This window comes from Neisseria zalophi, assembly GCF_008807015.1.
Lineage (GTDB): Bacteria > Pseudomonadota > Gammaproteobacteria > Burkholderiales > Neisseriaceae > Neisseria > Neisseria zalophi.
Window position 1 is genome coordinate 2,343,373 of record NZ_CP031700.1, and the last position, 26,233, is coordinate 2,369,605.

Consider the following 26,233-nt stretch of genomic DNA (forward strand, 5'->3'; position numbering starts at 1 on the left):
GAAAAAACCATGCTGACCGTTTACAACACACTAACCCGCCAAAAAGAACCGTTTCACCCCATCAATCCCGAAAATGTGCGTATGTACGTTTGCGGTATGACTGTTTACGACTATTGCCATTTGGGTCATGCCCGGGTGATGGTGGTATTCGATATGGTTGCACGCTGGTTGCGCCAGCAAGGCTATCCACTCACGTATGTGCGCAATATTACCGATATCGACGATAAAATTATTGCCCGCGCAGCGGAAAACAGTGAAAGCATTCAAGCGCTGACCACACGGTTTATCCAAGCCATGAATGAAGATTCGGCGGCTTTGGGCGTGATCCCGCCCGATGTCGAGCCGAAAGCTACCGAACACGTCCGGCAAATGATTGAAATGATTCAGCGTTTAATCGACAACGGCAAAGCCTATCCCGCAGACAACGGTGATGTTTATTACGCCGTGCGCGAATTTGCCGCCTACGGACAGCTTTCCGGCAAATCGTTAGATGATTTACGGGCAGGCGAACGGGTGGAAGTTGATGGTTTCAAACGTGATCCGCTGGATTTTGTATTATGGAAAGCGGCTAAACCGGGCGAACCGGCATGGGAAAGCCCGTGGGGGCATGGCCGCCCGGGCTGGCATATCGAATGCTCGGCCATGAGTGAAGAATTATTCGGCAACACCTTCGATATCCACGGCGGTGGTGCAGACCTGCAATTCCCCCATCATGAAAACGAAATTGCCCAAAGTTGCGGCGCACAAGGCGGCGGTTGCGGCCACAGCCATCATGAAGTAAACGGCAAAACCATATCCAGCCACGTGAAATACTGGCTGCACAACGGCTTTATCCGTGTGGACAATGAAAAAATGTCGAAATCATTGGGCAATTTTTTCACCATTCGCCAAGTATTGGAACAATACGATGCCGAAGTGATCCGTTTCTTTATTTTGCGCGCCCACTACCGCAGCCCGCTTAATTATTCCGATGCGCATCTGAATGATGCCAAAGGCGCATTAACCCGTTTATACACCGCGCTGAAAAATACGCCGCCGGCAGCATTTGAAGTTACCGAAAATGCCAACGACTACACCCGCCGTTTCTATGCGGCCATGAATGATGATTTCGGTACAGCCGAAGCGGTGGCCGTATTATTCGAACTGGCCAATGAAGTCAACAAAACCAATAATGCCGAGTTGTCCGGCTGCCTGAAAGCACTGGGTGGCGTTATCGGATTATTGCAACGCGACCCTGTGACCTTCCTGCAAGGCGGCAGTGCTTCAGACGGCCTTTCCGCAGAAGAAATTGAAAAGCTAATTGAACAACGCAAACAAGCGCGTGCCGAGAAAAATTGGGCCGAATCCGACCGAATCCGTGACCTGCTCAATGCTGAAAATATTATTTTGGAAGACGGCGCAGGCGGCACCACTTGGCGGCGCGGCTGATCCATTTATGCCGAACTTTATTCAATCCGATACCTCTAACAAGCAATAGATTGAAAAATAAATTTATTTTTTAATTACCACATTGAATTGAATATAGTTAAATTTGTATATATAACAAGCAATACGATGCCGTCTGAATAAATTTCAGACGGCATCATTAAAATGAAAAACAAAAATATCAAAACTAACTATTACTAAAAATATTGGCTGATGCCTCAATATTGTTTATCATAGTAATTATTTAATATAATAAAGATATCAGTTGCATATAATAAATAATTCTACAAACTTAAAACCCGGCAACACCACACAATAAAAAATAATATATAAATGATTTATCTTATTCGGTAATAAAATTGCTATTTTTATGGAATATCTACTTGCTAGAACATAATAGGGAGAAAAAATGAATAATTTAACTGCCGTTTTACTTGCTGCACCCATTGCTATTGCTACGCCTTATGCTGTTGCCGCACAAGCCAAGCTTCATCCTGCTCAAATCCAATTACAACAGAATATTGAGTCTGTTCTTAAGGTGGCACGTGATAAAAATTTGAGTGAGCAACAAAAAATCCGCCAAATTGAAAATTATGCAGATAATTATCTTGATTATCAACGCATTGCCGCGCTTGCCGTAGGCCTGCCGTGGCGTCAGTTCACCCCCAAACAAAAAACAGATTTTATTGCCGCATTCAAAGAAATGATGATTGCCATGTATTCACGTTCGGCATTATTGGGGGCATCTTCTGCACAATTCAAAATGCTGCCAAAACTGGTTGATAACGGAAGAAACAGGATAGACGTTTTCACAGAAGTGCAAACACAAAACGGCAATAAATATGAAGTGTCTTACCAACTCTATAAAAATGGTTCGGTATATAAACTCTACAATATCCGTGTTGACGGTGTGAGTATGGTTACAGTCTATCGCAACCAGTTTAATGATCTTATCAAGCAAAAAGGCATAGACGGCACTATCAGCACCGTTCGGGCAAAAGGCTTGAAAAAAGCAGACTCAATAAAAGATAAATAAATCCTATTTTTAAAAAATAAAATCGTAAAACTCAAAAAGGCCGTCTGAAAATTATTTTCAGACGGCCTTAAACTTATCTAACCCAACTGTTGCTGCTTTTCACTCAATAAACGATGTATAGCAGCTGCAGTTTCCTGCCTGTCTTCTCCGACAATAACCGGATCTAAAAAGTGTAACTCCACCACACTGGAGCTTTGGCCGACCACCATCTTCATCGACTCAATCAGACTAATATCACCATAATACGCCATAGCAGGATTCGGGCTGCTGCCGTCGGCATTCGGATAACGACACAACACCGGAATTAAAGGCACACCCGCTTCATAAGGTGCCTGAAAAAAACTGGTTTTAAAGGGCAGAATCATGCGCCCTTCCGTACTGGTGCCTTCGGGGAATAAGGTAACCGTATCGCCATTTTTCAGTGCTTCGGTTACCTGTCGGATTTTCAAGCTGTTGCCCTCCGTTCCCTTATTGCGTGCGACATAAACAGTTTGCGCCTGCGTGGCCAGATAGCCGACTATCGGCCATTTGGCCACATCATCTTTCGCCACAAACCGCCCGGGAAAGGCTGCGTTAATTGCCATAATATCGAGCCAGGAAATATGATTGCAAACCATCATTTGTCCCTGCCCTACCTCGGGTAACTTACCGTAAACTTTTAGTTTTAAACCACATGAAGCCAATACCCGCAACGACCAAAGCTGAATAGCACACAATTTATGTTGTTTACTATAAAAAGGAAACAAAACAAACATCTTTACCATGCCGTACAATAAACAGCCGACAATACAAAATAAACGGAAAATAGATCTTAAGGTTGTCATATTGAAAAATACAAATAGAGGCCGTCTGAACTCTTCAGACGGCCTCAAAATTATTAATATTAGAGCCTATCGGAAAAACGTTGCAAATAACGATCATCCAAACGGTTAACATCCATCAGAATCAAAATATCAGCACAATTAAATGCCTCATCCACACAAGGCTCGCCACAAAACCAAGCCCCTACATTGAGATAACCTTTGATTAACGACGGACAAGCAGGATTTTCAACCGGCTTCACTTTATCCCATTTTATAGGATTCAATGGTTTTACCCGCCATTGTTCAGGCGCCAGATGATCTTTTTTCAACAAATGATACAACCCTGCCGCCTCATGACCGCCGTCTTCCATACTGATACTGCCGCAGCCGATCATAAAGCGGAAATTTCCGTTTTTCATAAATTTTATCAAGCCCGCCCACAGCAACATAATCAGCCCGCCGTTACGGTAATCCGGATGGATACAGGCACGTCCCAATTCCACCGTTTGCGGCAAGATATCTTTTAGCGGACTTAAATCAAACTCATGCTCGCTATACCAACCGCCTGCTGCTTTGGCTGCCTCTTCGGTAATCAGCCGGTAACAACCGACGACTTCGCCGGAAGCGTCGTCAAAAGCCAGCAAATGGTGGCAATGTTCATCATATTCGTCTACATCTAACTCGTTACTGCTTTGAATATCCGCACCTAATTCTTGTGCGAATATTTGAAAACGTAAACGCTGTGCAGCTTCGACTTCTTCCCGGGTTTCCGCCAAACGGACGGTAAAACCAATTTTAGGGCCGGTTGCATTAAAACGGCTTTGTTCTGGCATACGGATATGCTCTCGTTTTATGAGTAAGGTGTAAATTATAACAGAGGCGGATTAGCTTTTACATTGACCGCATACATCCAGATAGACAAATATCTCAAATATTATTTATTATTGAAAAAGTTATATAAGTATTGATATTTTACAACACTTGCTCAATACGTTTTTGACACAATGATTTATCCACATACCCGACAATTCGGATCACGTTCGAAAATAAAACGATTCCATTCATTGGTAAGGGCATTATAAGTAGATAAGACACCATGATTACTTTGACCGATACCGGCCAGAATTTTTAAGGCTTCGGACGCTTGTGTGGTACCGATAATACCGACCAACGGCGCAAATACGCCGAACACCGCACACGCCCCGTCTTCGGCATGATCGCCGTCAAACAGGCAGGCATAGCAGGGGGAATCGGGTAAATCGGAGCGATATATGGCAAGCTGCCCCTCAAAGCGCACGGCCGCACCTGAAACCAACGGAGTGCGGGTGATTACGGCAGCACGGTTAATCGCTTGGCGGGTAGCAAAATTATCACAACAATCCAAGACAATATCGCATTGCTGCATTAATTCGGTTAAACGCTGTTCGGTCAGCCTTTCGTTTAACGCAGTAATATCAACACGGCTATTAATGCCTTTCAGACGGCCTGCCATGGTTTCGGCTTTACTCCGCCCTACATCCGCTTCGGTAAAAGTAATCTGGCGTTGCAGATTGGTGTCGTCGATAGTATCGTCGTCGGCAATAACCAGGCTACCCACACCGGCAGCGGCCAAATAAGGTAAAGCGGCCGCGCCCAAACCGCCACAGCCGACCACCAATACAGTGGCATCCAACAGTTTTTGCTGGCCCTCAATGCCGATATCATCAAGCAAAATATGGCGGCTGTAGCGCAGTAGGTCGCGGTCATCCATCTGTTTGCACCAATGGTTTATTTTTGATTAGTAATTTAAATTTTCAAGGCTGTCGTCGAATACGAAGGTTCCGCTTTTACCACCGGTTTTGGTTTCCAGATGAATTTGCGAAATCACCATATTTTTATCCACCGCTTTGAGCATATCGTAAATCGTCAGCAGGGAAATATTAACTGCAGTCAACGCTTCCATCTCTACCCCGGTTTTCCCTTCCGTACTGGCGGTTACCGTGGTTTTAACGCGGGCAAGCTGTACATCGACATCAAAATCCACCCGCACATGCGTCAGCGCAACGGGATGACACAACGGAATCAGAAAGCCGGTTTGCTTTGCAGCCTGAATACCGGCCACACGGGCAATACCGAGCACATCGCCCTTAGCCGCACCCTTAATGATGAATTGGATGGCTTCACGGCTCATATTAATATAGCCGCTGGCTTTGGCAGTACGCTTGGTCGGTGCTTTTTCGCCCACATCCACCATGTGGGCTTCGTTATTTTCGTTGAAGTGAGTTAAGTCAATCATGATCGTTTCCTGAATGTATTCCAAAATATTAGCTTTTCGGCCGTCTGAAAAAGGCGGCACGTTTGTGTATTTTAAGTGATTTTGATGGTGCCGACTATGGTATAACTATTGATTGTGATGAAATTTATCGCTTATATCCGAAACGATAGCAGTATTAATCTATCATAGGCCGGTATCTTACAAAAAAATGTTTTTTAGAAATTGCCCCTATGATGGCTTCCCTTTTAACCTTACTATACAATTCTTGAAATTTTTCTATTCAGAAAGGCCTCTATGCAGCTTCACATACTCAATCATCCCAAAGATGCCCCGCTGGCAGAAGATGTCGAGTTTTTGACACAATCGTTATTCAAACTGTTACACAATGAAACCACCGAAATCGTATTGGATGCCGTCAAAAAACTGGCGGAGTCTAACGACAGCAGCCCTATTATCGAAGAAGTGCTGCCTTTGCTGAACGAAAACCAAGTCCAAAACCTGATTCTTGCCTGCAGTATGTTTTCGCAAATGCTCAATATTGCCGAAGACGTCCACCACGAACGCCGCCGCTTGGCACACGAACAGGCCGGCAGCCGTGCTGTAGCGGGCAGTTTGGCCGACACTATCCGCAAGCTGCAAGAACATCAGATTGAGGCTGCCACGGTGCAACAACAACTCGACCACACCCACATTGCCGCCGTACTCACCGCACACCCGACCGAAGTCCAACGGCAGGCCACATTGAATTTCCACCGCCGTATCAGCGCCCTATTGCCAAAGCGGGAAAGTTGCAACAGTGCCGAAGCCTTGGCCGAACTTCAACGCGAAGTCGATACCACCCTGTTGGCCTTATGGCAAACCAGCGAAACGCGTCATTACAAAATCACCGTCAACAACGAAATCAACAACGGCGCCTCGATTTTTCCACTCAGTTTTTTCCAAGCCCTACCCAAACTCTACCGCAGCATGGAAAAAGAATTTCAGACGGCCTATCCCAAAATCCGCGTGCCCGATATTCTGCAAATCGGCGGCTGGATAGGCGGTGACCGCGACGGCAACCCTTTCGTTTCCGCCGATACTTTGCGCTATGCCTTTACCCAACATGCCGACACCGTTTTCCATTATTACCGCCGCGAACTGGCCGCGCTGTATCACGACTTGCCGCTTTCCATCCGCCGCGTTGATGTAAGTGAAGCCCTGTTGGCGCTGTCCGCCCGCTCGCCCGATACCGAAATCGCCCATGAAGAAGAGCACTACCGCCGCGTCATCGCCTACATTATGGCGCGCCTGATTGCGCGCGGTCATGAAATCGGTTTAACACTGGGCTGCCGTTTCGGTTTATTAGAACCTTACCGCGATGCCGACGAATTTATCGCCGATTTGGAAATTCTCAGCCGCTCATTGCATGAAAACGGCAGCGGCATGCTGGCAGACGCCCGTTTGGCGGATTTAATCCGCATGGCTTCCGTATTCGGCTTTTATATGATGCCGCTCGACCTGCGCCAACATGCCGCCAAGCATGGCGAAGTAGTGGCCGAATTGTTTCAAAAAGCCGGGTTAGAAGCCTACGAAACCTTATCGGAATCGGAAAAGCAAACGGTTTTATTGCGCGAACTACAACACCAACGGCCGCTATACAGCCCCTATATCGATTACAGCGACCATACCCGCCACGAACTGGCCATTTTCCAAGAAGCCCGAAAAATCAAAAACGAATTGGGCGAACATGCCATCAACCAAAGCATTATTTCCAATTGCGAACAGCCTAGCGATTTACTGGCCTTGGCATTACTGCTGCAAGAAAGCGGCCTGCTCACACTGGAAAACGGCAAACCACACAGCCGCATCAATATCGTGCCGCTGTTTGAAACCATCGAAGCCTTAGAAAATGCCTGCTCGGTAATGAATACCCTATTCAGCCTGCCGTGGTATCGCGATTTATTATCCGGCCGCAACAACATTCAAGAAATTATGCTCGGCTATTCCGATAGTAATAAAGACGGCGGCTATGTCAGCAGCTCATGGGGGCTTTATCAGGCCGAATTAGGCTTAGTCGAACTCTTCAAACAGCACGGCATCCGCATGCGCCTTTTCCACGGGCGCGGCGGCAGCGTCGGTCGCGGCGGCGGCCCCTCTTACCAAGCCATTCTGGCGCAACCGGCCGACAGCGTCGCCGGCCAGATACGCATTACCGAACAGGGCGAAGTGATTACCGCCAAATACGCCGAACCCGGCAATGCCCGCCGCAACCTCGAAACACTGGTGGCCGCCACCCTCGAAGCCAGCCTGCTGCCGCAACACAAAATACCCGACAGCCAGCTAATGCAGGCGCTTTCCGACAGTGCGTTTAAACACTATCGCGCCTTGATTACCCGTGACGGCTTTATCGACTACTTCCTGCAAACCAGCCCGATTCGGGAAATCGCCTCCCTCAATCTCGGCAGCCGTCCGGCCAGCCGCAAAACCTTGGCGCGGATTCAGGATTTGCGCGCCATCCCGTGGGTATTCTCATGGACACAAAACCGCCTGATGCTGCCCGCATGGTACGGCTTCGGCAGTGCGGTCGAAGAAGTTTGCCAAGCCGATCCGGGCCGTCTGAAAGATTTACAGCAACATGCACAAAGCGATCCGTTCTTCCAAGCCATGCTCTCGAATATGGAGCAAGTAATGGCCAAAACCGATTTAACACTGGCGGAAAACTACGCCGGCTTAAGCGAATCGCCCGAACAGGCAGCGGAAATTTTCGGCATGATCAAAACCGAATACCTCAAAAGCCGCCAAGCATTGCTGGATATTCTGCAAGCCGACGAACTGCTCCGCGACAACCGCACCCTCGCACGCTCGCTGGCCTTGAGAATTCCCTACCTCAACGCCCTCGGCAGCCTGCAAATCGCATTGCTCAAGCGGCTGCGGCAAGACCCCGACAACCCGCGTCTGCTGCAAATGGTACATCTCACCATTAACGGCGTTGCCCAAGGTTTGCGCAATACCGGCTAACGTATCCGCAACCGAATCAGGCCGTCTGAAAAGCCATTTATCCCTTTTCAGACGGCCTGATTTTTTATACTTACCGTTATCGTATCAACCATACCTTTCAGACGGCCTCACCCACCGAAAACAGCCGAACAAGCCGTTTGGCGCTATAATTTACGTTTGAAATGTAGGTTCTGACTTCTACATTTTTCTATTCCCGATAACGGATAACAACAAGAGAATCCACACCATGCCCTACCGCTACCGACAACCCCTACCCGATACGCCGCTGGATATTATCGGCGACGTACACGGCGAGCTTGAACCGCTTCAAGCCCTGCTTCATCAGCTTGGCTACAACAGCGACGGCAGCCACCCGCAGGGTAGGAAAATCGTGTTTGTCGGCGACTTATGCGACCGCGGCCCCGACAGCCCTGCGGTTTTAAACTGGTTTTTCCAAGCGCATCAGGCCGGAAATGCCTTGATGGTACTCGGCAATCACGAGCTGAATTTATTGGTATCCGACCCCAAAGACGGCTCGGGTTGGTTTTTCCCCCAACGCGGTAACGCCGACACCGAACGCTACGCACCGTGGCACATTCTTCCCGATTCGGAAAAATCCGCACTCACCGACTGGTTGGCCGAACAGCCGCTCATCCTCGAACGGCACGACCTGCGCATTGTCCATGCCGCTTGGATAGCCCGAACCTTTCCGGTACTCGATGCCGCTTACGGCGAAAGCATTGTCGAACAATACCGCCGCTTTGATGACGAACTGAAACAACAACTCCGAACCGCCGACTGGTATGCCGATTATCTCGACGAACAGCAACGCTATAAATCGCTGCTCGACGATGCCGACCACCTGCCGCCCGCCATGCCCGCTACGGCACAATACGAACTCAACCGCAGCCGCCTCCACCCCATCCGCGCCCTCACCAGCGGCATTGAGCACCTTGCCGCCAAGCCTTTCTATGCCGGCGGCCGTTGGCGTTTTACCGCCCGCTACGGCTGGTGGAACGACTATACCGACACCGTTCCGGTACTCATCGGCCATTATTGGCGCAGCCGCTACCCGCAACCGCCCGCCCCCGACAGGGAAAATATCCTCCCTGCCGCCGGCAACGCATGGCACGGCGCGAACAATAATGTGTTTTGTGTGGATTTTTCCATCGGCGCCCGTTGGCGCGACCGCAAACACGGCATACCGCCGCAACAATCCAAATTCTTTCTGGCCGCCTTACGCTGGCCGGAAAACGTGCTGGTATTCCACAACGGCGAGCGCGAACCCACCGTTTAAACGCCTGTCTCAAATGTTCAGACGGCCTCCAAGCCATAAATCCTTTATAATAAGCGCTGATTAAAATAGATAAGGCCGTCTGAAAACATGACTCAAAACGCAACCCATCTTTGTTGGCTCGATATGGAAATGACCGGGCTGAACCCCGAAACCGACAAAATTATCGAAGTCGCCATGATTATTACCGATCAGGATTTAAACGTATTGGCACAATCGGAAGTGTATGCCATCCATCAAAGCGACGACATCCTGAACAATATGGACGCATGGAACACCGCTACCCACGCCCGCACGGGGCTGACGCAGCGGGTACGCGAATCGAAACACACCGAAGCCGAAGTCGAGCAAAAACTATTGGACTTTATGGCAGAATGGATTCCCGCCCAAACCACCCCGATGTGCGGCAACACCATCCACCAAGACCGCCGTTTTATGGTGCGCTATATGCCTCGTCTTGAAACCTACTTCCATTACCGCAATCTGGATGTTTCCACTTTAAAAGAACTGGCACGCCGTTGGAATCCCGCCGTTTACAAAGGCGTGGTCAAAAAAGGCGCGCATCAGGCTTTAGACGATATTTTGGAAAGCATTGAAGAAATGCGCTATTACCGCGAACACTTCCTGCGGCTGCCGACGGCATAAACCGACAGGCCGTCTGAAAACAACCGCCTGAAACAGCCCGATAACGATCTCACCGAATTTTATAAAAGAGCGCTTTATGAGCAAAACCGTACATTATCTGAAAGACTATCAGGCTCCGGCCTACACCGTTTCCCACACCGACCTGCATTTCGACATACAGGAACCCTACACCACCGTTCAAGCGGATTTGGCCGTTGTGCCGCAAAACATCGGCGCCCCGTTGGTATTGGACGGTTCCGCCGAATTGCTATCCGTCCGCATCAATGGCAACGACGTCAACGACTACACACTGGCCGACGAAAAGCTCACCATAGCAAACGTGCCGCACGAAGCCTTTACCCTATCGGTAGCAACACGCATCAAGCCGTCTGAAAACAAATCGCTGATGGGATTGTATGCATCGGGTGGCAACCTATTTACCCAGTGCGAACCGGAAGGTTTTCGTAAAATCACGTTTTACCCCGACCGCCCCGATGTGATGTCGGTTTTCACCACCACCATCACTGCCGACGAAAGCCGCTACCCCGTTTTACTGTCCAACGGCAACAAAACCGACAGCGGCAAACTTTCAGACGGCCGCCATTGGGTAAAATGGTCGGATCCGTTTGCCAAACCCAGCTACCTGTTTGCCTTGGTAGCCGGCGATTTGGCCAAAACCAGCGACAGCTTCACCACCCGCAGCGGTAAAAAAGTCGCCATCGAATTCTATACCGCCGCAGCCGACCAAAACAAAACCGGATTTGCCGTCGAATCACTGAAAAACGCCATGCGTTGGGACGAAACCCGCTTCGACCTCGAATACGATTTGGATATCTACATGGTTGTCGCCGTCGGCGACTTCAATATGGGCGCAATGGAAAACAAAGGCCTGAATATTTTCAACACCAAATACGTTTTGGCCGACAGCCGTACCGCCACCGATGCCGATTTTGCCGGTATCGAAAGCGTGATTGCCCACGAATATTTCCACAACTGGACAGGCAACCGCGTTACCTGCCGCGACTGGTTCCAACTTTCACTCAAAGAAGGGCTGACCGTTTTCCGAGATCAGGAATTCTCAGCCGACCGCGCCGGCATGCTGACCCGTATCGAAAACGTCGCCCTGTTGCGGCAGCACCAGTTCCCTGAAGATGCCGGCCCCACCGCCCACCCCGTCCGCCCCGCTTCTTACGAAGAAATGAACAACTTCTACACCATGACAGTTTATGAAAAAGGCGCGGAAGTGGTGCGCATGTACCACACTTTCTTAGGTGAAGCAGGCTTCCAAAAAGGCATGAAACTGTATTTCCAACGCCACGACGGCCAAGCCGTCACCTGCGACGACTTCCGCGCCGCCATGGCCGATGCCAACGGCTTTAACTTCGACCAATTCGCCTTATGGTACAGCCAAGCCGGCACTCCTGTTTTAGATGTTGCCACCGAAGCGCAAAATAACGGCGACTACCTTATCCGCATCAAACAACACATTCCCGCCACGCCGGATATGGCCGATAAAAAACCGATGATGATACCGGTGAAAATCGCCCTCTTTAGCGCCGAAACCGACTCATTCGGCCAACCGGTCGCATTCGGATTGAACGACAGCGATGCCTTGCAAACCGAAACCGTTTTGCGCGTTACCGAAGCCGAACAAACATTCGTTTTAAAAGGCGTTAACCGCCAAGTCGTTCCCTCGCTACTGCGCGGTTTCTCCGCCCCCGTGCACCTCAACTACCCATACAGCGACGAAGATTTAAGCGTTTTATTGGCCGCCGACAACGATCCTTTTGCCCGTTGGGAAGCCGGACAAACCCTATACCGCCGCGCCATTGCCGCCAATGAAACCGCTTTGGCACAAAAGCAACCGCTGCCGGAACACACTAAGCTCTTGCAGGCAGTCGAATATGTGTTAAAAGCGGATTTGGACGCCGGTTTCAAAGCCATGCTGTTAGGCATACCGCCCGAAGCCGAATTATGGGCCGACCGCGACGCTATCGATCCCTTGCGCATCCACCACGCCCGCGAAGCCCTGCTTGATATCATCGCCACCCGCTTCAAAGATTATTTTTACGCCCTCAATAGCGAAGGTGCGCAACATGAGCAACAAGCCGACCCGGCCACCCGCTACGAATACAGCCCCGAGCTGGCCGGCTGGCGCAGCTTGCGTAATGTCTGCCGCACTTTTGTCTTACGCGCCGATCCGGCACATATCGACATCGTCGCCGAACGCTATGCCGCTATGGCGCAAAACATGACCCACGAATGGGGCATCTTGTCAGCCGTCAACCACAACGAAAGCGATAAGCGCAATGAATTGCTGACCGCCTTTGCCCAAAAATTCAGCGAAGACGCTTTGGTGATGGACAAATATTTCATGCTCGTTGCCTCCAGCCGCCGCAGCGACACCCTCACCCAAGTTCAGACAGCCTTGCAACACCCCAAATTCAGTTTGGAAAACCCCAATAAAGCACGTTCGCTACTGGGCGCGTTCAGCCGCAACATCCCCCATTTCCATGCCGAAAACGGTTCGGGCTATGCCTTTATTGCCGATAAAGTGATGGAAATCGACCGCTTCAACCCGCAAGTTGCCGCCCGCTTGGTACAGGCCTTCAATATCTGCAACAAACTCGAACCTGTACGCCGGCAACACATGACGGAACAACTCAAACGGATTCAGGCACAACAAGGCTTATCGAAAGATACCGCCGAAATTGTCGGCAAAATCTTGGCTTAAGCCGTTTGTAGAAACAATAAGGCCGTCTGAAAAAATCATTCAGACGGCCTGAGACCTTTGCGAAATAGTCCTTCACCCGACAGCCGAACTCCAAACACAGGATTTCGGCTGTTTTTGACCGCAATATCCCCTTTATTACTCCTCAGATGCCTAATTAATAGGCATCCGGCTGCCTTTTAGGCAGCAATAGGCGCACGTAGCCTGTTGGCCGCCTTCAACAGGTTCAAACATATCGCTTTCAGATGACTTTGCGCCGCTACTTTCTCCAGCCCGAAGTAGGCTGCCCGGGCATAGCGGAATTTACGGTGCAGCGTACCGAAACTCTGTTCCACTACATAACGGGTTTTCGATAAATATTTGTTGCGGCGGGTTTGCGCTTCCGTCAGCGGACGGTTGCGATGGGATTTACTCATAATGCCGTCTTTCAGTTTATATTCTTCCAGATACTTTCTGTTTTCCGCACTGTCATAACCTTTATCCGCATAGACCGTTGTCTCTTTGGCAATGCCTGCCAATAAAGGCAACAGATGTTTGCACTCATGGGCATTGCCCGCTGTAATATGCAGCTTCTCAATGTAACCTTCCGCATCGGTACGGGTGTGCTGCTTATAGCCTAATTGATGATGACCGTTCTTCTTCACCCAACGGGCATCTTTATCTTTGCTCGGTGTGGTTTGACCGGTTATCTCTCCTTCGCTATCAACCTCTATGGACTGACGTTGTTTACTGCCGGCCGTCTGAATAATCGTCGCATCAATAACGGCAGCCTGTGCCTTCTCTACCTTTAAGCCTTTCTCAGTCAGTTGGCGGTTAATCAAATCCAACAGTTCGGCCAAGGTATTATCTTGTGCTAACCAGTTGCGGTAACGGCAAAGGGTACTGTGATCGGGAATATTCATCTCGTCAAAATGACAAAACAGGTTGAAATCAATACGGGTAATGAGACTGTGTTCGAGTTCGGGGTCGGAAAGGCTATGCCATTGGCCGAGTAAAACGGCTTTAAACATAGCCAATAAGGGATAGGCGGGACGGCCGCGGTGATCTCTGATATAACGGGTTTTCTGACGATTCAGATACTGCTCTACCGGCTGCCAATCAATTACCTGTTCGAGCTTTAATAAAGGAAAGCGGTCAATGTGTTTGGCAATCATGGCTTGGGCGGTTTGCTGAAAGAACGTACTCATGAGAAATCCCTTAAATATCTTTGGTGAAGAATTTAAGGGATTTTTAGGGTTTTTGCAAAGGTCTCGGCCTTATTGTTTACTTCAAGATTTAATTTTCAGGACGGCTTTCCGCAGCGGAATGAGCCGGTAATTCAGGTACGGTACGAGCCGAATCAGGCACCGAACCGGACAAGGTATTCAAGAATGCCACAATTTTATCCACTTCTTCTTGCGGCAACTGTTTACCTAATTGAGCTTCACCCATAATGCTGACCGCTTTATCCAACTCCCACACACTACCATCGTGGAAATAAGGATAAGTACGCGCCACATTGCGCAAACCGGGTACACGGAAAACAAATTTGTCATTTTCCGCTTTCGTTACTTCAAAACGGCCTTCATCATGATTTTTACTTCCGGTAAACTGCCAATAAGGCCCTTTCGCCAAACCGAATTTTTGGAACGAATTACCACCAAGCACCACACCTTGATGGCAGGCAATACAACCGTTATTAATAAATGACCGTACTCCTTCGCGCTCTTTCGGGCTCAAAGCATTGATATTGCCTTTCAAATAATCATCCCATCGGGTCGGCGTTAATAATGTACGCTCGAATGCAGCAATGGCATGTGTAATATTTTCGAACGATATCGCACCACCGTTATCGGCAAAGGCCTCTTTAAACATCGCCTGATATTCAGGAATAGCTGAGATTTTTTTCTCAACGGCTGCCTGATCGGCATTGGCCATTTCCACAGGATTCAACAGCGGACCACCAGCCTGCTCTTCCACCGTAGCGGCACGTCCGTCCCAGAACTGGCTGCCCAATAAAGCTGCGTTCAACACAGTGGGCGAATTACGTGCACCGAAACTGCCTTTATGGCCTTGGCTTGTCGGTAAAGCATCCACCCCGCCTGTGGCCAGATTATGGCAAGAGTTACAGCTTACGGTATTGCCGCGTGACAAACGTGGTTCATACCATAATTGATGCCCCAATTTAACCTGCGCTTCTGTAACCGGATGTGCTTTCTGCATTTCCGCAGCATCAGGCAAAGGTTGGAAAAGCGTTTGCGCCTGTTTCAATAATTCTTTATCTTCTTCCGATGCATTACTGTTATCAACAGATACGGCCGAAGCGGCAGGCGCAGAAGATGCTTCCTGAGGAGCAGTCGTTTCGGTAGCGTTATCGCCACAAGCAGAAAGTGCCAATAATACTGCAACAACAAAACTGCTTTTTTTCATTTTGGATTTCATGGTCGTTCCCCACACAAAAAAATGATTTTGATGATATATACTCAAAATACGTAAAACCTGATGGCAATATAAAGTATTTACTCTTTTCACAACTTGCTTTAAATCAATATTTTTATTGTCATAACCATCAACAATAATATCGATTAAATTTATTAAAAGTATTATGTGACGGTATTTAAAGTAAAAAAGGAAACCATCTTAATTATCTAAGTCGTAATATGGTTTTTTAAGTCATCCGATAGCCCAAAATATTCTCACTCTCTGCCCATCATGTTTTCCTTTAAAAAATTTCCGGCCATTGCCCCTCACCATACATTTTTAAACCTCATCACGAACACCCAACATTCTTCCTAAACTTTAAAACCCGTGAACTTGCGCCATCAGCATGATTGTTTTAAAGTAAACAGCATTACATCTGCGAGAACACCAAACATGAACATCACCGTTATAGGCGCAGGCTCTTGGGGAACTGCATTAGCCATCCACTTCGCCCTACACGGGCACCGTGTTGCTTTATGGGCACGAAACCGCAACCATATTCAAACCATCGAAGCAGACCGTGAAAACAAACATCATCTGCCCGGGTTTACCTTTCCCGAAAACCTAACCGCACACACGGATTTAACCGATGCGTTAAAAGACAGCGAACTGGTTTTAATCGCCACTTCCGTTGCCGGCCTGCGCGACAGCGCACAATTGCTGGCCGAACACAACGCCGGCCACCTACCGGTATTAACCGCCTGCAAAGGCTTCGAGCAAGACACCGGATTGATGGCGTTCCAAGTCGTGAAAGAAGTGCTGCCGGACAACAACTGTATCGGCCTGCTTTCCGGCCCCAGCTTTGCGCAGGAATTGGCCAAACAACTGCCTTGCGCCGTGGTGTTGGCTTCTGAAAACAAAGCATGGATTGAAGCATTGGTAGGCAGCCTCAATACCAACGTATTGCGCCTATACGGCAGTGAAGACGTCATCGGCGTGGCCGTCGGTGGTTCGGTGAAAAATATTATGGCCATCGCCACCGGTCTTTCAGACGGCCTCGAATACGGCTTAAACGCACGGGCCGCCTTGGTAACACGCGGCTTGGCCGAAATCACCCGCTTGGCCGTTGCCATGGGTGCCCAACCCAAAACCATGATGGGCTTGGCCGGCATCGGCGACCTTATCCTCACCTGTACCGGTGCGCTTTCACGCAACCGCCGCGTCGGCTTGGGCTTGGCAGAGGGTAAAGAGCTGCATGAAGTATTGCTGGAAATCGGCCATGTATCCGAAGGCGTCAGCACCATCGAAGAAGTATTCAACACCGCCTGCAAATATCAAATCGATATGCCCATCACACACACACTGCTGCAACTTTTGCGCAAAGAGCTCAACCCGCAGCAGGTTGTCGAACGGTTGATGGATCGTGAAGCCCGTTTCGAATAATCACTCAACCCATACAGCAGGCCGTCTGAAAAACATTACGTTCAGACGGCCTTATTTGACAGTATCTTTTATCCCTACTATGCTTGCGCCCATATCAACCGAGCGGTGTACAACATGAATCAGTATCTAGACAAACTCGAAGCCGGCGTTTACCAACTGATACAAAAATTTGAAACCCAAATAGGTGAAAACAAACGCCAACAGGAAGAAATCGCCCGCCTGCAGGCAGCGATTGCCAAACAGCAAGAAGCACAGGCGCAACAAAAAAACGAACACGAAGCTGCAGTAGACGAACTGAGCGAAGCGCTCGTGGCGCAGATGAACAATCTCAAAAATGAAACCCAGCAGCGGATTCAAGAGGTTACCGATGAAATGCAGAGCAAAATAGACGCATTGACCGCTGAAAACCAAAAATACCGCGACGCATTGGCCGCCAATGCCGAACACCTCCGCACCCTATTGGCACGCCTGCCGCAAGAAAATACCACAACCGTACAAGAGGGCTAAACCATGAGTATCGAACAAGTAAATCTGGATATTATGGGTCGCTCCTTCACCATCGGCACCCCTACAGAAGAAAAAGCCACTCTGTTGCAAGCCGTTAACATGTTGAATGAAAAGTTTAATACGATTAAAGAAAGCGGCCGTATCGTCGAAACCGATAAGATTTTGATTATGGCTGCATTGAACTTGGTGCACGACTTATTAAAAATGTCGATGAAAGACGATTTGGCAATCGGCGATTTTGAGCGTAAAATAACAGACATGACTAATGCTTGTGAAAAAGTTTTATCAAAAATAAACTGAATCAAACAAGCGTTAAAACTTTTATATCCCTGCGGTGTTCGCGACGGCATATATTCCTTTGAACCAATACGTTCGCTTAAGGTTGCCGAGAGTTTGCAGTGGGCGTGCGCGTCTTCACAGATGAACCCGAAACTGCCCGTGGTGACCACCTTGTCTACAAGGTTCAAGCGGATTCAGCCGAAACGGCATATGCGGGGATACCCTTTTAAAAGCACCGTGTTAACACGGTGCTTTTTCTCTATCACCGTCAAAACAACATAACGGTGGCAAACCCGCCATATAGCGCCCCGCATCCATGCCAGAGAAAATCTATTCAGATTGACAGCCACTAAAATCATCTATAAAATTGGCAGCTTTCTATATCTATCTGGATTACCCCTTATGAAAACCTTTTCAGCCAAGCCGCATGAAGTAAAGCGCGAGTGGTTTGTGGTTGACGCCCAAGACAAAGTTTTGGGTCGCGTTGCCGCAGAAATCGCACGTCGTTTGCGCGGCAAACATAAGCCCGAATATACCCCCCACGTTGACACCGGCGATTACATTATCGTAATCAATGCAGACAAATTACGCGTTACCGGTAAAAAAGCGTTGGATAAAAAATACTATCGCCACTCAGGCTACCCCGGCGGTATCTACGAGCGCAATTTCACCGAAATGCAAGATCAATTCCCTGAGCGTGTTTTGGAAAAAGCCGTAAAAGGCATGTTACCCAAAGGCCCCTTAGGCTACGCCATGATTAAAAAATTAAAAGTGTATGCCGGCTCAGAGCACGGTCATGCAGCCCAACAACCCAAAGTTTTGGAAATCTAAGGACACGACATGAACGGTAAATACTATTACGGCACAGGCCGCCGAAAAAGTTCAGTGGCTCGTGTATTCTTGCAAAAAGGCACTGGTCAAATCATTGTAAACGGCCGCCCGGTTGACGAATTTTTCGCCCGCGAAACCAGCCGCATGGTCGTGCGCCAACCTTTGGTTTTAACCGACAACGCAGAAGCATTCGATATTAAAGTGAATGTTGTCGGCGGCGGTGAAACCGGCCAATCAGGCGCCATCCGTCACGGCATCACCCGTGCATTAATCGACTATGATGCCGCTTTGAAACCAACACTTTCACAAGCCGGCTTCGTTACCCGCGACGCCCGTGAAGTTGAACGTAAAAAACCCGGTCTGCGCAAAGCACGCCGTGCAAAACAATTCTCCAAACGTTAATCAACTTTGGATACTTATTCAAAAATCCCTGCCTATGCAGGGATTTTTTCTGTATATTGCGTTTCCAGTTTCAAAACAATCGAAAATATTAACAGCGAATCTCAAATCCTCATATTCTTGCAAGTCTCCATCTAACCCCAGCATTCAAGGCCGTCTGAAAAAATATTGTCCAATAAACTTCAAAATAAAAATCAGGCGGCAAACATTATTTTGTCTGCCGCCTGATTTTTCTAAATAAATGGCAATAAAAACGCTACAACCGATTATTCCAATACCACTTCTACACGACGCGCTTCGGCGCGATTGCCCGTACCCGTTGCATTTTCAGGTTTGCGCAATTCGATTTGCGATTCCGGCACACCTAAACCCAATAAAGCATTGCGAACGGCAAAGGCGCGGTCTTTAGACAATGATTCATTCTGAGCCTGATTACCGGTGGCATCATGGAAACCGGAAATCACCGCTTTTTTGCCCTCTTTCACACCGGCCAATACATCCTGAAGCGCTTCTTGCGCATTAGCAGCTAAATCGGATTTACCGGAAGCAAAATAAAATTTAACCACTCCGTTTTCCACAACTACTTCAGCACCATTATCTACCTCTTCTTCAGAAGCAGGCAGTAATTGCTCGGCAACTGCATCGGTCAATGCTGCAGATGCCGCAGCTTCCTCAGGCATAACTGCCAATGCTTCGGTTTCACTTTCGGCTTCCTCATTAACAACAGCCGGTTCGGGTATAACCTCTTGCTCTTCAACCACCATCACTTCAGATGCGGCTGCATCATAACCCGGGGAACCTTCGATTTTGCCATTTTCCCAACCCCATACCGCATAGAAAAGAATCGATAAAACAGCCAGTCCGGCAGCACCGCCGGCAATCCATAAACCAATCCGTTGCTCTTTATGGTTATCGTTATCAGACATTCCTTAATTCCCTCTAAAAATAAATCAATTAAAAAACCAGCCACATTATACTCAAAAATCGACTATAAAAAAGCATTTAGGTTCCGCCAAGCCTACCCAAACCAGCAGCGAGACAGTAGAATAACACCTTTTATTTCCAACAAAATCATCAGACAGAACGCCATCATGCTCACCTTCCAACAAATTATCTTCAAATTACAAACTTTCTGGGCCGAACGCGGCTGCACCATTATCCAACCATTCGATATGGAAGTCGGCGCCGGTACCAGCCATCCCGCCACATGTTTGCGTGCACTCGGCCCCGAGCCGTGGTTTGCCGCCTATGTGCAACCCAGCCGCCGCCCCAAAGACGGCCGCTACGGCGACAATCCCAACCGTCTGCAACATTACTATCAATTCCAAGTGGCCTTAAAACCCGCCCCTGCCGATATCCAAGAACAATATCTGGATTCATTACGCGAATTAGGCATTGACCCCAAAGTGCACGATATTCGCTTTGTAGAAGACGACTGGGAAAACCCCACCCTCGGCGCTTGGGGCTTGGGTTGGGAAGTATGGCTCAACGGCATGGAAGTGACCCAATTCACCTATTTCCAACAAGTCGGCGGCATCGACTGCTCGCCCGTACTCGGTGAAATCACCTACGGCATCGAGCGCTTGGCCATGTATTTGCAGGGTGTAGAAAACGTATACGACCTCGTATGGTCGAAAACCCCCGACGGCCAAACCGTTACCTACGGCGATGTATACCATCAAAACGAAGTCGAACAATCCACTTATAACTTCGAATACAGCGATGCCGATTGGTTATTGCAACAATTCAACGACTACGAAGCCCAAGCCAAACGCCTGCTCGCCGTTGAAGACACTAGCCTGGCCCTACCCGCCTACGAATTGGTGCTCAAAGCCGGCCATACTTTCAACCTGCTGGACGCACGCGGTGCCATTTCCGTGACCGAACGGGCAACCTATATCGGCCGCATCCGCACCTTAAGCCGCATCGTGGCACAAAAATTCGTTGAAAGCCGTGAAAAATTAGGCTTCCCGTTGATTAAAAATCAGGCTACTTAAAATTTTAAGTATCTGCCACATACATGCTTTATGGACAGACTTACCCCCGAACAACGTAGGAAATGTATGAAAGCCAACAAGAGTAAAGGTACAAAGCCAGAAATCTTGTTGGCAAAAGCTTTGTGGCATATGGGTTTACGTTATCGGAAAAATGATAGAACCATCTTTGGCAACCCTGACTTAAGTTTTAAGAAATATAAAATTGCAGTTTTTATTGATGGTGAATTTTGGCATGGTAAAGATTGGAAGCATCGAAAAGCTGACATCAAAAGTAATCAAGAATTTTGGGTTAGCAAAATTGAAAGAAATATAAAGCGTGATGAAGTTGTAAATAAATACCTAATCGATAATGGATGGATAATTTTCCGTTTTTGGGGTAAAGATGTTTTAAAGGATCCTGAAGCATGTGCAAAAACAATACAAAGAGCTATATATGACAAATAGTGCTTACCCAACACCAGAAAAAGAGCTAAGTAATACAGAAGTGAAAGAAAAAGCTGCCCAATATTTATTATTTAAACATGATGCAGCTTCATTATCTCACAATAAGAACTTTACTTTTATTGACTTATTTGCAGGAATAGGTGGATTTCGCATTGCGATGCAAAACTTAGGGGGCAAATGTGTATTTTCGAGTGAATGGGACGAAAAAGCCAAACAAACTTATGAGGCTAATTTTGGCGAAGTGCCTTATGGAGATATTACAAAAGAGGAAACAAAACAATTTATTCCTAAAGAATTTGATATTCTTTGTGCAGGCTTCCCCTGCCAGGCCTTTTCTATAGCAGGCCGTCGAGGTGGATTTGAAGATACCCGTGGCACTCTATTTTTTGATGTTGCAGAAATTATTCGCCGTCATCAGCCGAAAGCATTTTTTCTAGAAAATGTTAAAGGATTGATCAACCATGACAAAGGCAGGACATTAAGTACAATTTTAAATTCATTACGTGAAGATTTAAATTATTTTGTCCCAGATCCTCAAATTATTAATGCCAAAGATTTTGGAGTACCACAAAACCGAGAACGGATTTTTATCGTAGGCTTCCGCCAAGACTTAAATATAAATGAATTCACTTATCCTAAATCAAATGGAGTTTATAAAACTTTTGCTGATGTAAAAGAGAAAAATACTGTCCCAACTAAATATTATTTATCTACACAGTATCTTTCTACTTTGCGTAAACACAAACAACGACATGAAGACAAAGGAAATGGTTTTGGCTATGAAATTATTGCCGACGACGGTATTGCGAATGCTATTGTCGTTGGCGGAATGGGACGAGAGAGAAACTTGGTGATTGATAATAGAATTATTGATTTTACTCCTACAACCAATATTAAAGGCGAAGTAAACCGTGAAGGCATACGCAAGATGACTCCTAGAGAATGGGCAAGATTACAAGGTTTTCCAGAGCATTTTAAAATTGTTGTTTCAGATGCTTCTGCCTATAAACAATTTGGCAACTCTGTGGCTGTACCTGCAATTCAGGCTACAGCAGAAGAAATTTTAGGCCGTTTATTTAAAAAATAAAGGATTATTATGACAATTCAGGCCAACAAAGGTGAATGGACAGAATTATATGTATTAATCAAACTGATAGCAGAAGGGCAATTATCTCAATCAGATATAAATCTTAACCCTGATCCCGAAAACGTTTATCAGATTGTCAAAGGATATAAAGAAGAACCAAATTGCCATTTTGAATTATGTCGTTCAAATAGTGAAATTAAAATTTATAAAGTAACTCAAAGCACAAAAATTTGTTTACATCAATATAGCTTTGAAGAGTTTGAAGAAATTTCTAATTCAATTTTTAATGGTATTAAAAATGGCAGAGGAAGATCCTTTCGGCTCCCTCAAATAGAAAATTTTATAGATGAAAATGAATTTCAAACAGCAAGAGCAGGATCAGAAAAAAAAGCTGATATTAAATTAAGGATTTATGATCATCGGTTAGCATGTGAAACTGATTTGGGGTTCAGCATCAAATCATTGTTAGGGCAAGACTCTACTTTATTTAATACAGGGCCTGGAAATAATTTTATTTACCAAATCAAAGGGCTTCCTGAAGGCTTTAATATTGATCAATTCAATAGTGAAACATACGACAGTAAACCAAGGATTTCCTCAAGATTGCAGAAGCTGCTTAACGAATCTATTATTACTTTTAACAAAATTCAATCTGACCAGTTGAATAAGAATTTAAGAATGCTTGATGGTGATTTACCTGAGATTTTATCTTGGTATCTATATTATCGATTTTTAACAAAAAAATCATCAATTATTGAATTAACTGAAATTTTAGAAAACGAAGACCCTTTAAATTTTTATAATAACAAACAAAGCGAACAACGATTATATGAATATAAAATAAAAAGATTTCTTGTTGAGAGTGCCATGGGCATGACATCTGAAGCAGTATGGCTTGGCGAGTACGACTCATTTGGAGGGGTTATTATAGCGAAAAATGATGGAGAAATAGTTTGTTTTCATATATATGACTTTAACATACTACGTAACTATTTAATCAATAATACAAGATTAGAGCAAGCTGCAACTGGTGAAAGTAACATAACTCCAGGTTACCCCGATCGTACGGCGAAAAAGAAATTCTATTATGGGTGGTTGTATAAAGAAGACAACAAATTTTTTATCAAATTGAACCTACAAGTTCGTTTCAGAACCCCTCATAAAAACCAAAAAATCCAAAGAAATAATTTATTTTGAATCTTTAAGCAATTAAATCAAGAAAGTCTTAACAATGACCTCAACCCTATTAATCGAACTCCGCACCGAAGAGTTGCCGCCCAAAGCACTCAACACACTGGGCAACCACTTAGCCGCTTCCGTTGCCGAAGGCTTGGCCAAAGCGCAATTAATCGACGGTGAAACCGAATACACGGCTTATGCCTCACCGCGCCGCTTGGCCGTACAAGTGAAAAATGTTAAAGCAGTTCAGGCCGACCAACATATTGTGAAAAAAGGCCCTGCCGTTGCCAACGCTATAAAAGACGGTGTACCGACCAAAGCACTGGAAGGCTTTGCCCGCTCTTGCGGCGCCGATATTGCCGATCTGAAAATCATTCACGACGGCAAACAAGATGTTTATGCGCATGAGTTTACCCAACAAGGTAAAACGCTGGCCGAATTATTGGCAGACATCTTAAACCAAGCCATTAAAAAACTGCCGATTCCTAAAGTGATGCGCTGGGGCAGCAGCACCCATACTTTTGTGCGCCCTGTTCATGGTTTGGTCGTGATGCATGGCATCGACACCGTTCCGGCCGAAGTATTGGGTTTAAACAGCGGCAACACCACTCTCGGCCACCGTTTCCTTTCAGACGGCCTCATCACCTTAACCGATGCCGATGCCTACGCCAAACAAATGCGCGACACAGGCAAAGTGATTGCTTCGTTTGCCGAACGTAAAGCCGCGATTCAGACGGCCTTAACCGAACAAGCAGGCCGTCTGAATGCTCAAGTGGCTGCCGATGAGGCTTTATTAGACGAAGTGACCGCTTTGGTTGAATGGCCGGTTGTGCTTGAAGCCGGGTTTGAAGCCCACTTTTTGGCCGTGCCGCAAGAGTGCCTGATTCTCACTATGCAGCAAAACCAAAAATACTTCCCGCTGCTAGATCAAAACGGCAAGCTGATTAACCGCTTCTTATTGGTTTCCAACTTAGAAGCCGATGATCCTTCGCATATTATCCAAGGCAATGAGCGCGTATTGCGCGCCCGTTTGGCCGATGCGGAATTTTTCTACAAGCAAGACCAAAAAGCCACGTTGGAAAGCCGTCTGCCCAAACTGGCCAATGTGGTTTACCACAATAAAATCGGTTCGCAAGCCGAGCGTATCGAACGCCTGCAAAGCATTGCCGCCTATATCGCCAAGGGCTTGGGAGCTGATGCGGCCGTAGCCGAGCGCGCCGCCCGTTTGGCGAAAGCCGATTTGGTGACCGAAATGGTTGGCGAGTTCCCCGAACTGCAAGGCACAATGGGGAAATATTATGCCCGCTTAGACGGTGAAACCAATGAAATCGCCGATGCTATCGAACAGCACTACCAACCGCGCTTTGCCGGCGATGCTTTGCCCGAAAGCCCTACCGCTACCGCCGTGGCATTGGCCGACAAACTGGAAACACTGGTCGGCATTTGGGGCATCGGCCTGATTCCTACCGGCGATAAAGACCCTTACGCCCTACGCCGTGCCGCATTGGGGGTATTGCGTATGCTGATGGATAACAATCTGGATATCAACGAGTTGTTGGAAGTGGTTTATCAAAGCTTCCCGCAAGGCAAACTTTCGGAAAATACCACCGCAGAAGTAGCGGACTTTATGCAGGCACGTTTGGCCGTATTGCTGCAAAACGATTATCCGCAAGATATTGTAGCGGCCATCTTAGCGAAAAAGCCAAGCCGTTTAAACGATTTAACCGCCAAACTGCAAGCCGTTGCCGCCTTCAAGCAGCTACCTGAAGCTGCCGCTCTAGCTGCCGCCAATAAACGCGTGCAAAACTTATTGAAAAAAGCCGACGGCGCACTGGGCGCAGTCAATGCCAATTTATTGGCACAAGACGAAGAAAAAGCCTTGTTTACCGCCGCAACTGCTTTACAGCCGAAGATTGAAGCGGCATTAGGCAATCAAGACTTTCAGACGGCCTTAACCGAGCTGGCAGCCATCAAACCGCAAGTTGATGCGTTTTTCGACCATGTTATGGTGATGGCAGATGATGCGGCAGTCAAACAAAACCGCCTCAACCTGCTCAACCAACTGGCGCAGCTCATGAATGCGGTGGCCGATATTGCATTATTAAGCGAATAGTGATAAATCTATCTATTTGATTTTAAAAATTATTAATGCAAAAACCTGAAAAAATCAGGGCGGAATCTATCCGCCCTGATTTTATTTTATTGCTTTCCTTTCTAAAACCACCCAATCCTACTAAAAATGAAATTTTTTCATTTTTAGTAGGCCACATTCGCCATCTCTATATGCAGCCCACCTAAGCCAAATACATTCAAAAATAGATAATATTCACATTTGAATGAAAATAAATTGTTTTAAAATAAATATCATAAATATATTTTCATTTTAAAAAATTAATTAAATTTCATAAACAAATGATTATATAAAATATTATTACAACAATGCCGTCTGAATTAGCACATTAAAACCCAAGCTGTTTAATAGTTTTTTACACTTAAAAACACGGAAACAAATTGAAAAATTCAA

Annotated in this window: 23 protein-coding genes and 1 other RNA gene; 17 read left to right on the forward strand and 7 right to left on the reverse strand. The window is 46.9% G+C overall.

Features of this window, described 5'->3' with window-relative positions; translation table 11 throughout:
* Window positions 1-9 precede the first annotated feature (9 nt).
* On the forward strand, window positions 10-1,428 hold the full coding sequence (gene cysS, locus D0T92_RS10925) for a cysteine--tRNA ligase (RefSeq protein WP_151052818.1): 1,419 nt from the start codon (window positions 10-12) through the stop codon (window positions 1,426-1,428).
* A 406-nt stretch (window positions 1,429-1,834) separates the two neighbouring features.
* A complete protein-coding gene (locus D0T92_RS10930; RefSeq protein ID WP_151052820.1) occupies window positions 1,835-2,461 on the forward strand; it encodes an MlaC/ttg2D family ABC transporter substrate-binding protein in 627 nt (208 codons plus the stop codon).
* A 77-nt stretch (window positions 2,462-2,538) separates the two neighbouring features.
* On the opposite strand, the gene D0T92_RS10935 is transcribed toward D0T92_RS10930, so the two are convergent.
* From D0T92_RS10935 to moaC, 4 genes are all read right to left on the reverse strand, one after another.
* Complete coding sequence (locus D0T92_RS10935; protein ID WP_151052822.1) at window positions 2,539-3,285, reverse strand: lysophospholipid acyltransferase family protein; 747 nt, start codon at window positions 3,283-3,285, stop codon at window positions 2,539-2,541.
* 59 nt (window positions 3,286-3,344) lie between these two features.
* Window positions 3,345-4,097, reverse strand: a complete 753-nt coding sequence (locus D0T92_RS10940; protein WP_151052824.1) for a GNAT family N-acetyltransferase — start codon at window positions 4,095-4,097, stop codon at window positions 3,345-3,347.
* Between the two features lie 176 nt (window positions 4,098-4,273).
* A complete protein-coding gene (locus D0T92_RS10945; protein WP_151052826.1) occupies window positions 4,274-5,014 on the reverse strand; it encodes a HesA/MoeB/ThiF family protein in 741 nt (246 codons plus the stop codon).
* A gap of 27 nt (window positions 5,015-5,041) precedes the next feature.
* Entirely contained in the window at window positions 5,042-5,539 is a 498-nt protein-coding gene (gene moaC, locus D0T92_RS10950; protein WP_151052828.1) for a cyclic pyranopterin monophosphate synthase MoaC, read from the reverse strand.
* Between the two features lie 273 nt (window positions 5,540-5,812).
* On the opposite strand from moaC, the gene ppc reads away from it, so the two are divergent.
* The 4 genes from ppc to pepN all read left to right on the forward strand — a co-directional run bounded on the left by ppc (window position 5,813) and on the right by pepN (window position 13,146).
* The gene (gene ppc / locus D0T92_RS10955) at window positions 5,813-8,515 is read left to right on the forward strand and encodes a phosphoenolpyruvate carboxylase (protein WP_151052830.1); all 2,703 of its coding nucleotides are present in this window, start codon (window positions 5,813-5,815) and stop codon (window positions 8,513-8,515) included.
* Window positions 8,516-8,741: 226 nt separating this feature from the next.
* Window positions 8,742-9,791, forward strand: coding sequence for a metallophosphoesterase (locus D0T92_RS10960; protein ID WP_151052832.1), 1,050 nt, complete (start codon window positions 8,742-8,744; stop codon window positions 9,789-9,791).
* An 87-nt stretch (window positions 9,792-9,878) separates the two neighbouring features.
* The gene (gene orn / locus D0T92_RS10965; protein ID WP_151052834.1) at window positions 9,879-10,433 is read left to right on the forward strand and encodes an oligoribonuclease; all 555 of its coding nucleotides are present in this window, start codon (window positions 9,879-9,881) and stop codon (window positions 10,431-10,433) included.
* A 76-nt stretch (window positions 10,434-10,509) separates the two neighbouring features.
* Window positions 10,510-13,146, forward strand: coding sequence for an aminopeptidase N (pepN, locus tag D0T92_RS10970; protein WP_151052835.1), 2,637 nt, complete (start codon window positions 10,510-10,512; stop codon window positions 13,144-13,146).
* A gap of 176 nt (window positions 13,147-13,322) precedes the next feature.
* On the opposite strand, the gene D0T92_RS10975 is transcribed toward pepN, so the two are convergent.
* Both D0T92_RS10975 and D0T92_RS10980 read right to left on the reverse strand, forming a co-directional pair.
* Entirely contained in the window at window positions 13,323-14,330 is a 1,008-nt protein-coding gene (locus D0T92_RS10975) for an IS5 family transposase (protein ID WP_151049983.1), read from the reverse strand.
* A gap of 88 nt (window positions 14,331-14,418) precedes the next feature.
* Window positions 14,419-15,564 carry a cytochrome-c peroxidase gene (locus D0T92_RS10980; RefSeq protein WP_151052838.1) on the reverse strand — a complete coding sequence of 382 codons (1,146 nt, stop codon included), beginning with the start codon at window positions 15,562-15,564 and terminating at the stop codon, window positions 14,419-14,421.
* A 432-nt stretch (window positions 15,565-15,996) separates the two neighbouring features.
* On the opposite strand from D0T92_RS10980, the gene D0T92_RS10985 reads away from it, so the two are divergent.
* The 6 genes from D0T92_RS10985 to rpsI all read left to right on the forward strand — a co-directional run bounded on the left by D0T92_RS10985 (window position 15,997) and on the right by rpsI (window position 19,005).
* Window positions 15,997-16,986, forward strand: a complete 990-nt coding sequence (locus D0T92_RS10985) for an NAD(P)H-dependent glycerol-3-phosphate dehydrogenase (protein WP_151052840.1) — start codon at window positions 15,997-15,999, stop codon at window positions 16,984-16,986.
* A gap of 114 nt (window positions 16,987-17,100) precedes the next feature.
* Entirely contained in the window at window positions 17,101-17,493 is a 393-nt protein-coding gene (locus D0T92_RS10990) for a hypothetical protein (protein ID WP_151052842.1), read from the forward strand.
* A 3-nt stretch (window positions 17,494-17,496) separates the two neighbouring features.
* Window positions 17,497-17,793: a cell division protein ZapA gene (locus tag D0T92_RS10995; RefSeq protein ID WP_151052844.1), complete on the forward strand. Its 297-nt coding sequence runs from the start codon at window positions 17,497-17,499 to the stop codon at window positions 17,791-17,793.
* A gap of 23 nt (window positions 17,794-17,816) precedes the next feature.
* A non-coding RNA gene (gene ssrS, locus D0T92_RS11000) (6S RNA) lies at window positions 17,817-17,995 on the forward strand.
* A gap of 179 nt (window positions 17,996-18,174) precedes the next feature.
* Window positions 18,175-18,603 carry a 50S ribosomal protein L13 gene (gene rplM / locus D0T92_RS11005; protein WP_151052847.1) on the forward strand — a complete coding sequence of 143 codons (429 nt, stop codon included), beginning with the start codon at window positions 18,175-18,177 and terminating at the stop codon, window positions 18,601-18,603.
* Window positions 18,604-18,612: 9 nt separating this feature from the next.
* On the forward strand, window positions 18,613-19,005 hold the full coding sequence (gene rpsI, locus D0T92_RS11010) for a 30S ribosomal protein S9 (protein ID WP_151052849.1): 393 nt from the start codon (window positions 18,613-18,615) through the stop codon (window positions 19,003-19,005).
* Between the two features lie 263 nt (window positions 19,006-19,268).
* Here rpsI and D0T92_RS11015 read toward each other — a convergent pair whose 3' ends face one another.
* A complete protein-coding gene (locus tag D0T92_RS11015; RefSeq protein WP_151052851.1) occupies window positions 19,269-19,928 on the reverse strand; it encodes an OmpA family protein in 660 nt (219 codons plus the stop codon).
* Window positions 19,929-20,093: 165 nt separating this feature from the next.
* Between D0T92_RS11015 and glyQ the strand changes: the two genes are divergently transcribed.
* From glyQ to glyS, 5 genes are read left to right on the forward strand one after another with little or no spacing between them, the layout of a single operon-like run.
* Window positions 20,094-20,999, forward strand: coding sequence for a glycine--tRNA ligase subunit alpha (glyQ, locus tag D0T92_RS11020; RefSeq protein ID WP_151052853.1), 906 nt, complete (start codon window positions 20,094-20,096; stop codon window positions 20,997-20,999).
* Between the two features lie 30 nt (window positions 21,000-21,029).
* Window positions 21,030-21,443: a very short patch repair endonuclease gene (locus D0T92_RS11025; RefSeq protein WP_151052854.1), complete on the forward strand. Its 414-nt coding sequence runs from the start codon at window positions 21,030-21,032 to the stop codon at window positions 21,441-21,443.
* Complete coding sequence (locus D0T92_RS11030; protein ID WP_151052857.1) at window positions 21,433-22,530, forward strand: DNA cytosine methyltransferase; 1,098 nt, start codon at window positions 21,433-21,435, stop codon at window positions 22,528-22,530. The genes D0T92_RS11025 and D0T92_RS11030 overlap by 11 nt, the downstream gene beginning before the upstream one ends.
* Before the next feature lie 9 nt (window positions 22,531-22,539).
* Window positions 22,540-23,727, forward strand: a complete 1,188-nt coding sequence (locus D0T92_RS11035; RefSeq protein WP_151052859.1) for an HpaII family restriction endonuclease — start codon at window positions 22,540-22,542, stop codon at window positions 23,725-23,727.
* Window positions 23,728-23,761: 34 nt separating this feature from the next.
* On the forward strand, window positions 23,762-25,822 hold the full coding sequence (gene glyS, locus D0T92_RS11040) for a glycine--tRNA ligase subunit beta (protein ID WP_151052861.1): 2,061 nt from the start codon (window positions 23,762-23,764) through the stop codon (window positions 25,820-25,822).
* The last annotated feature ends 411 nt before the right edge of the window (window positions 25,823-26,233 follow it).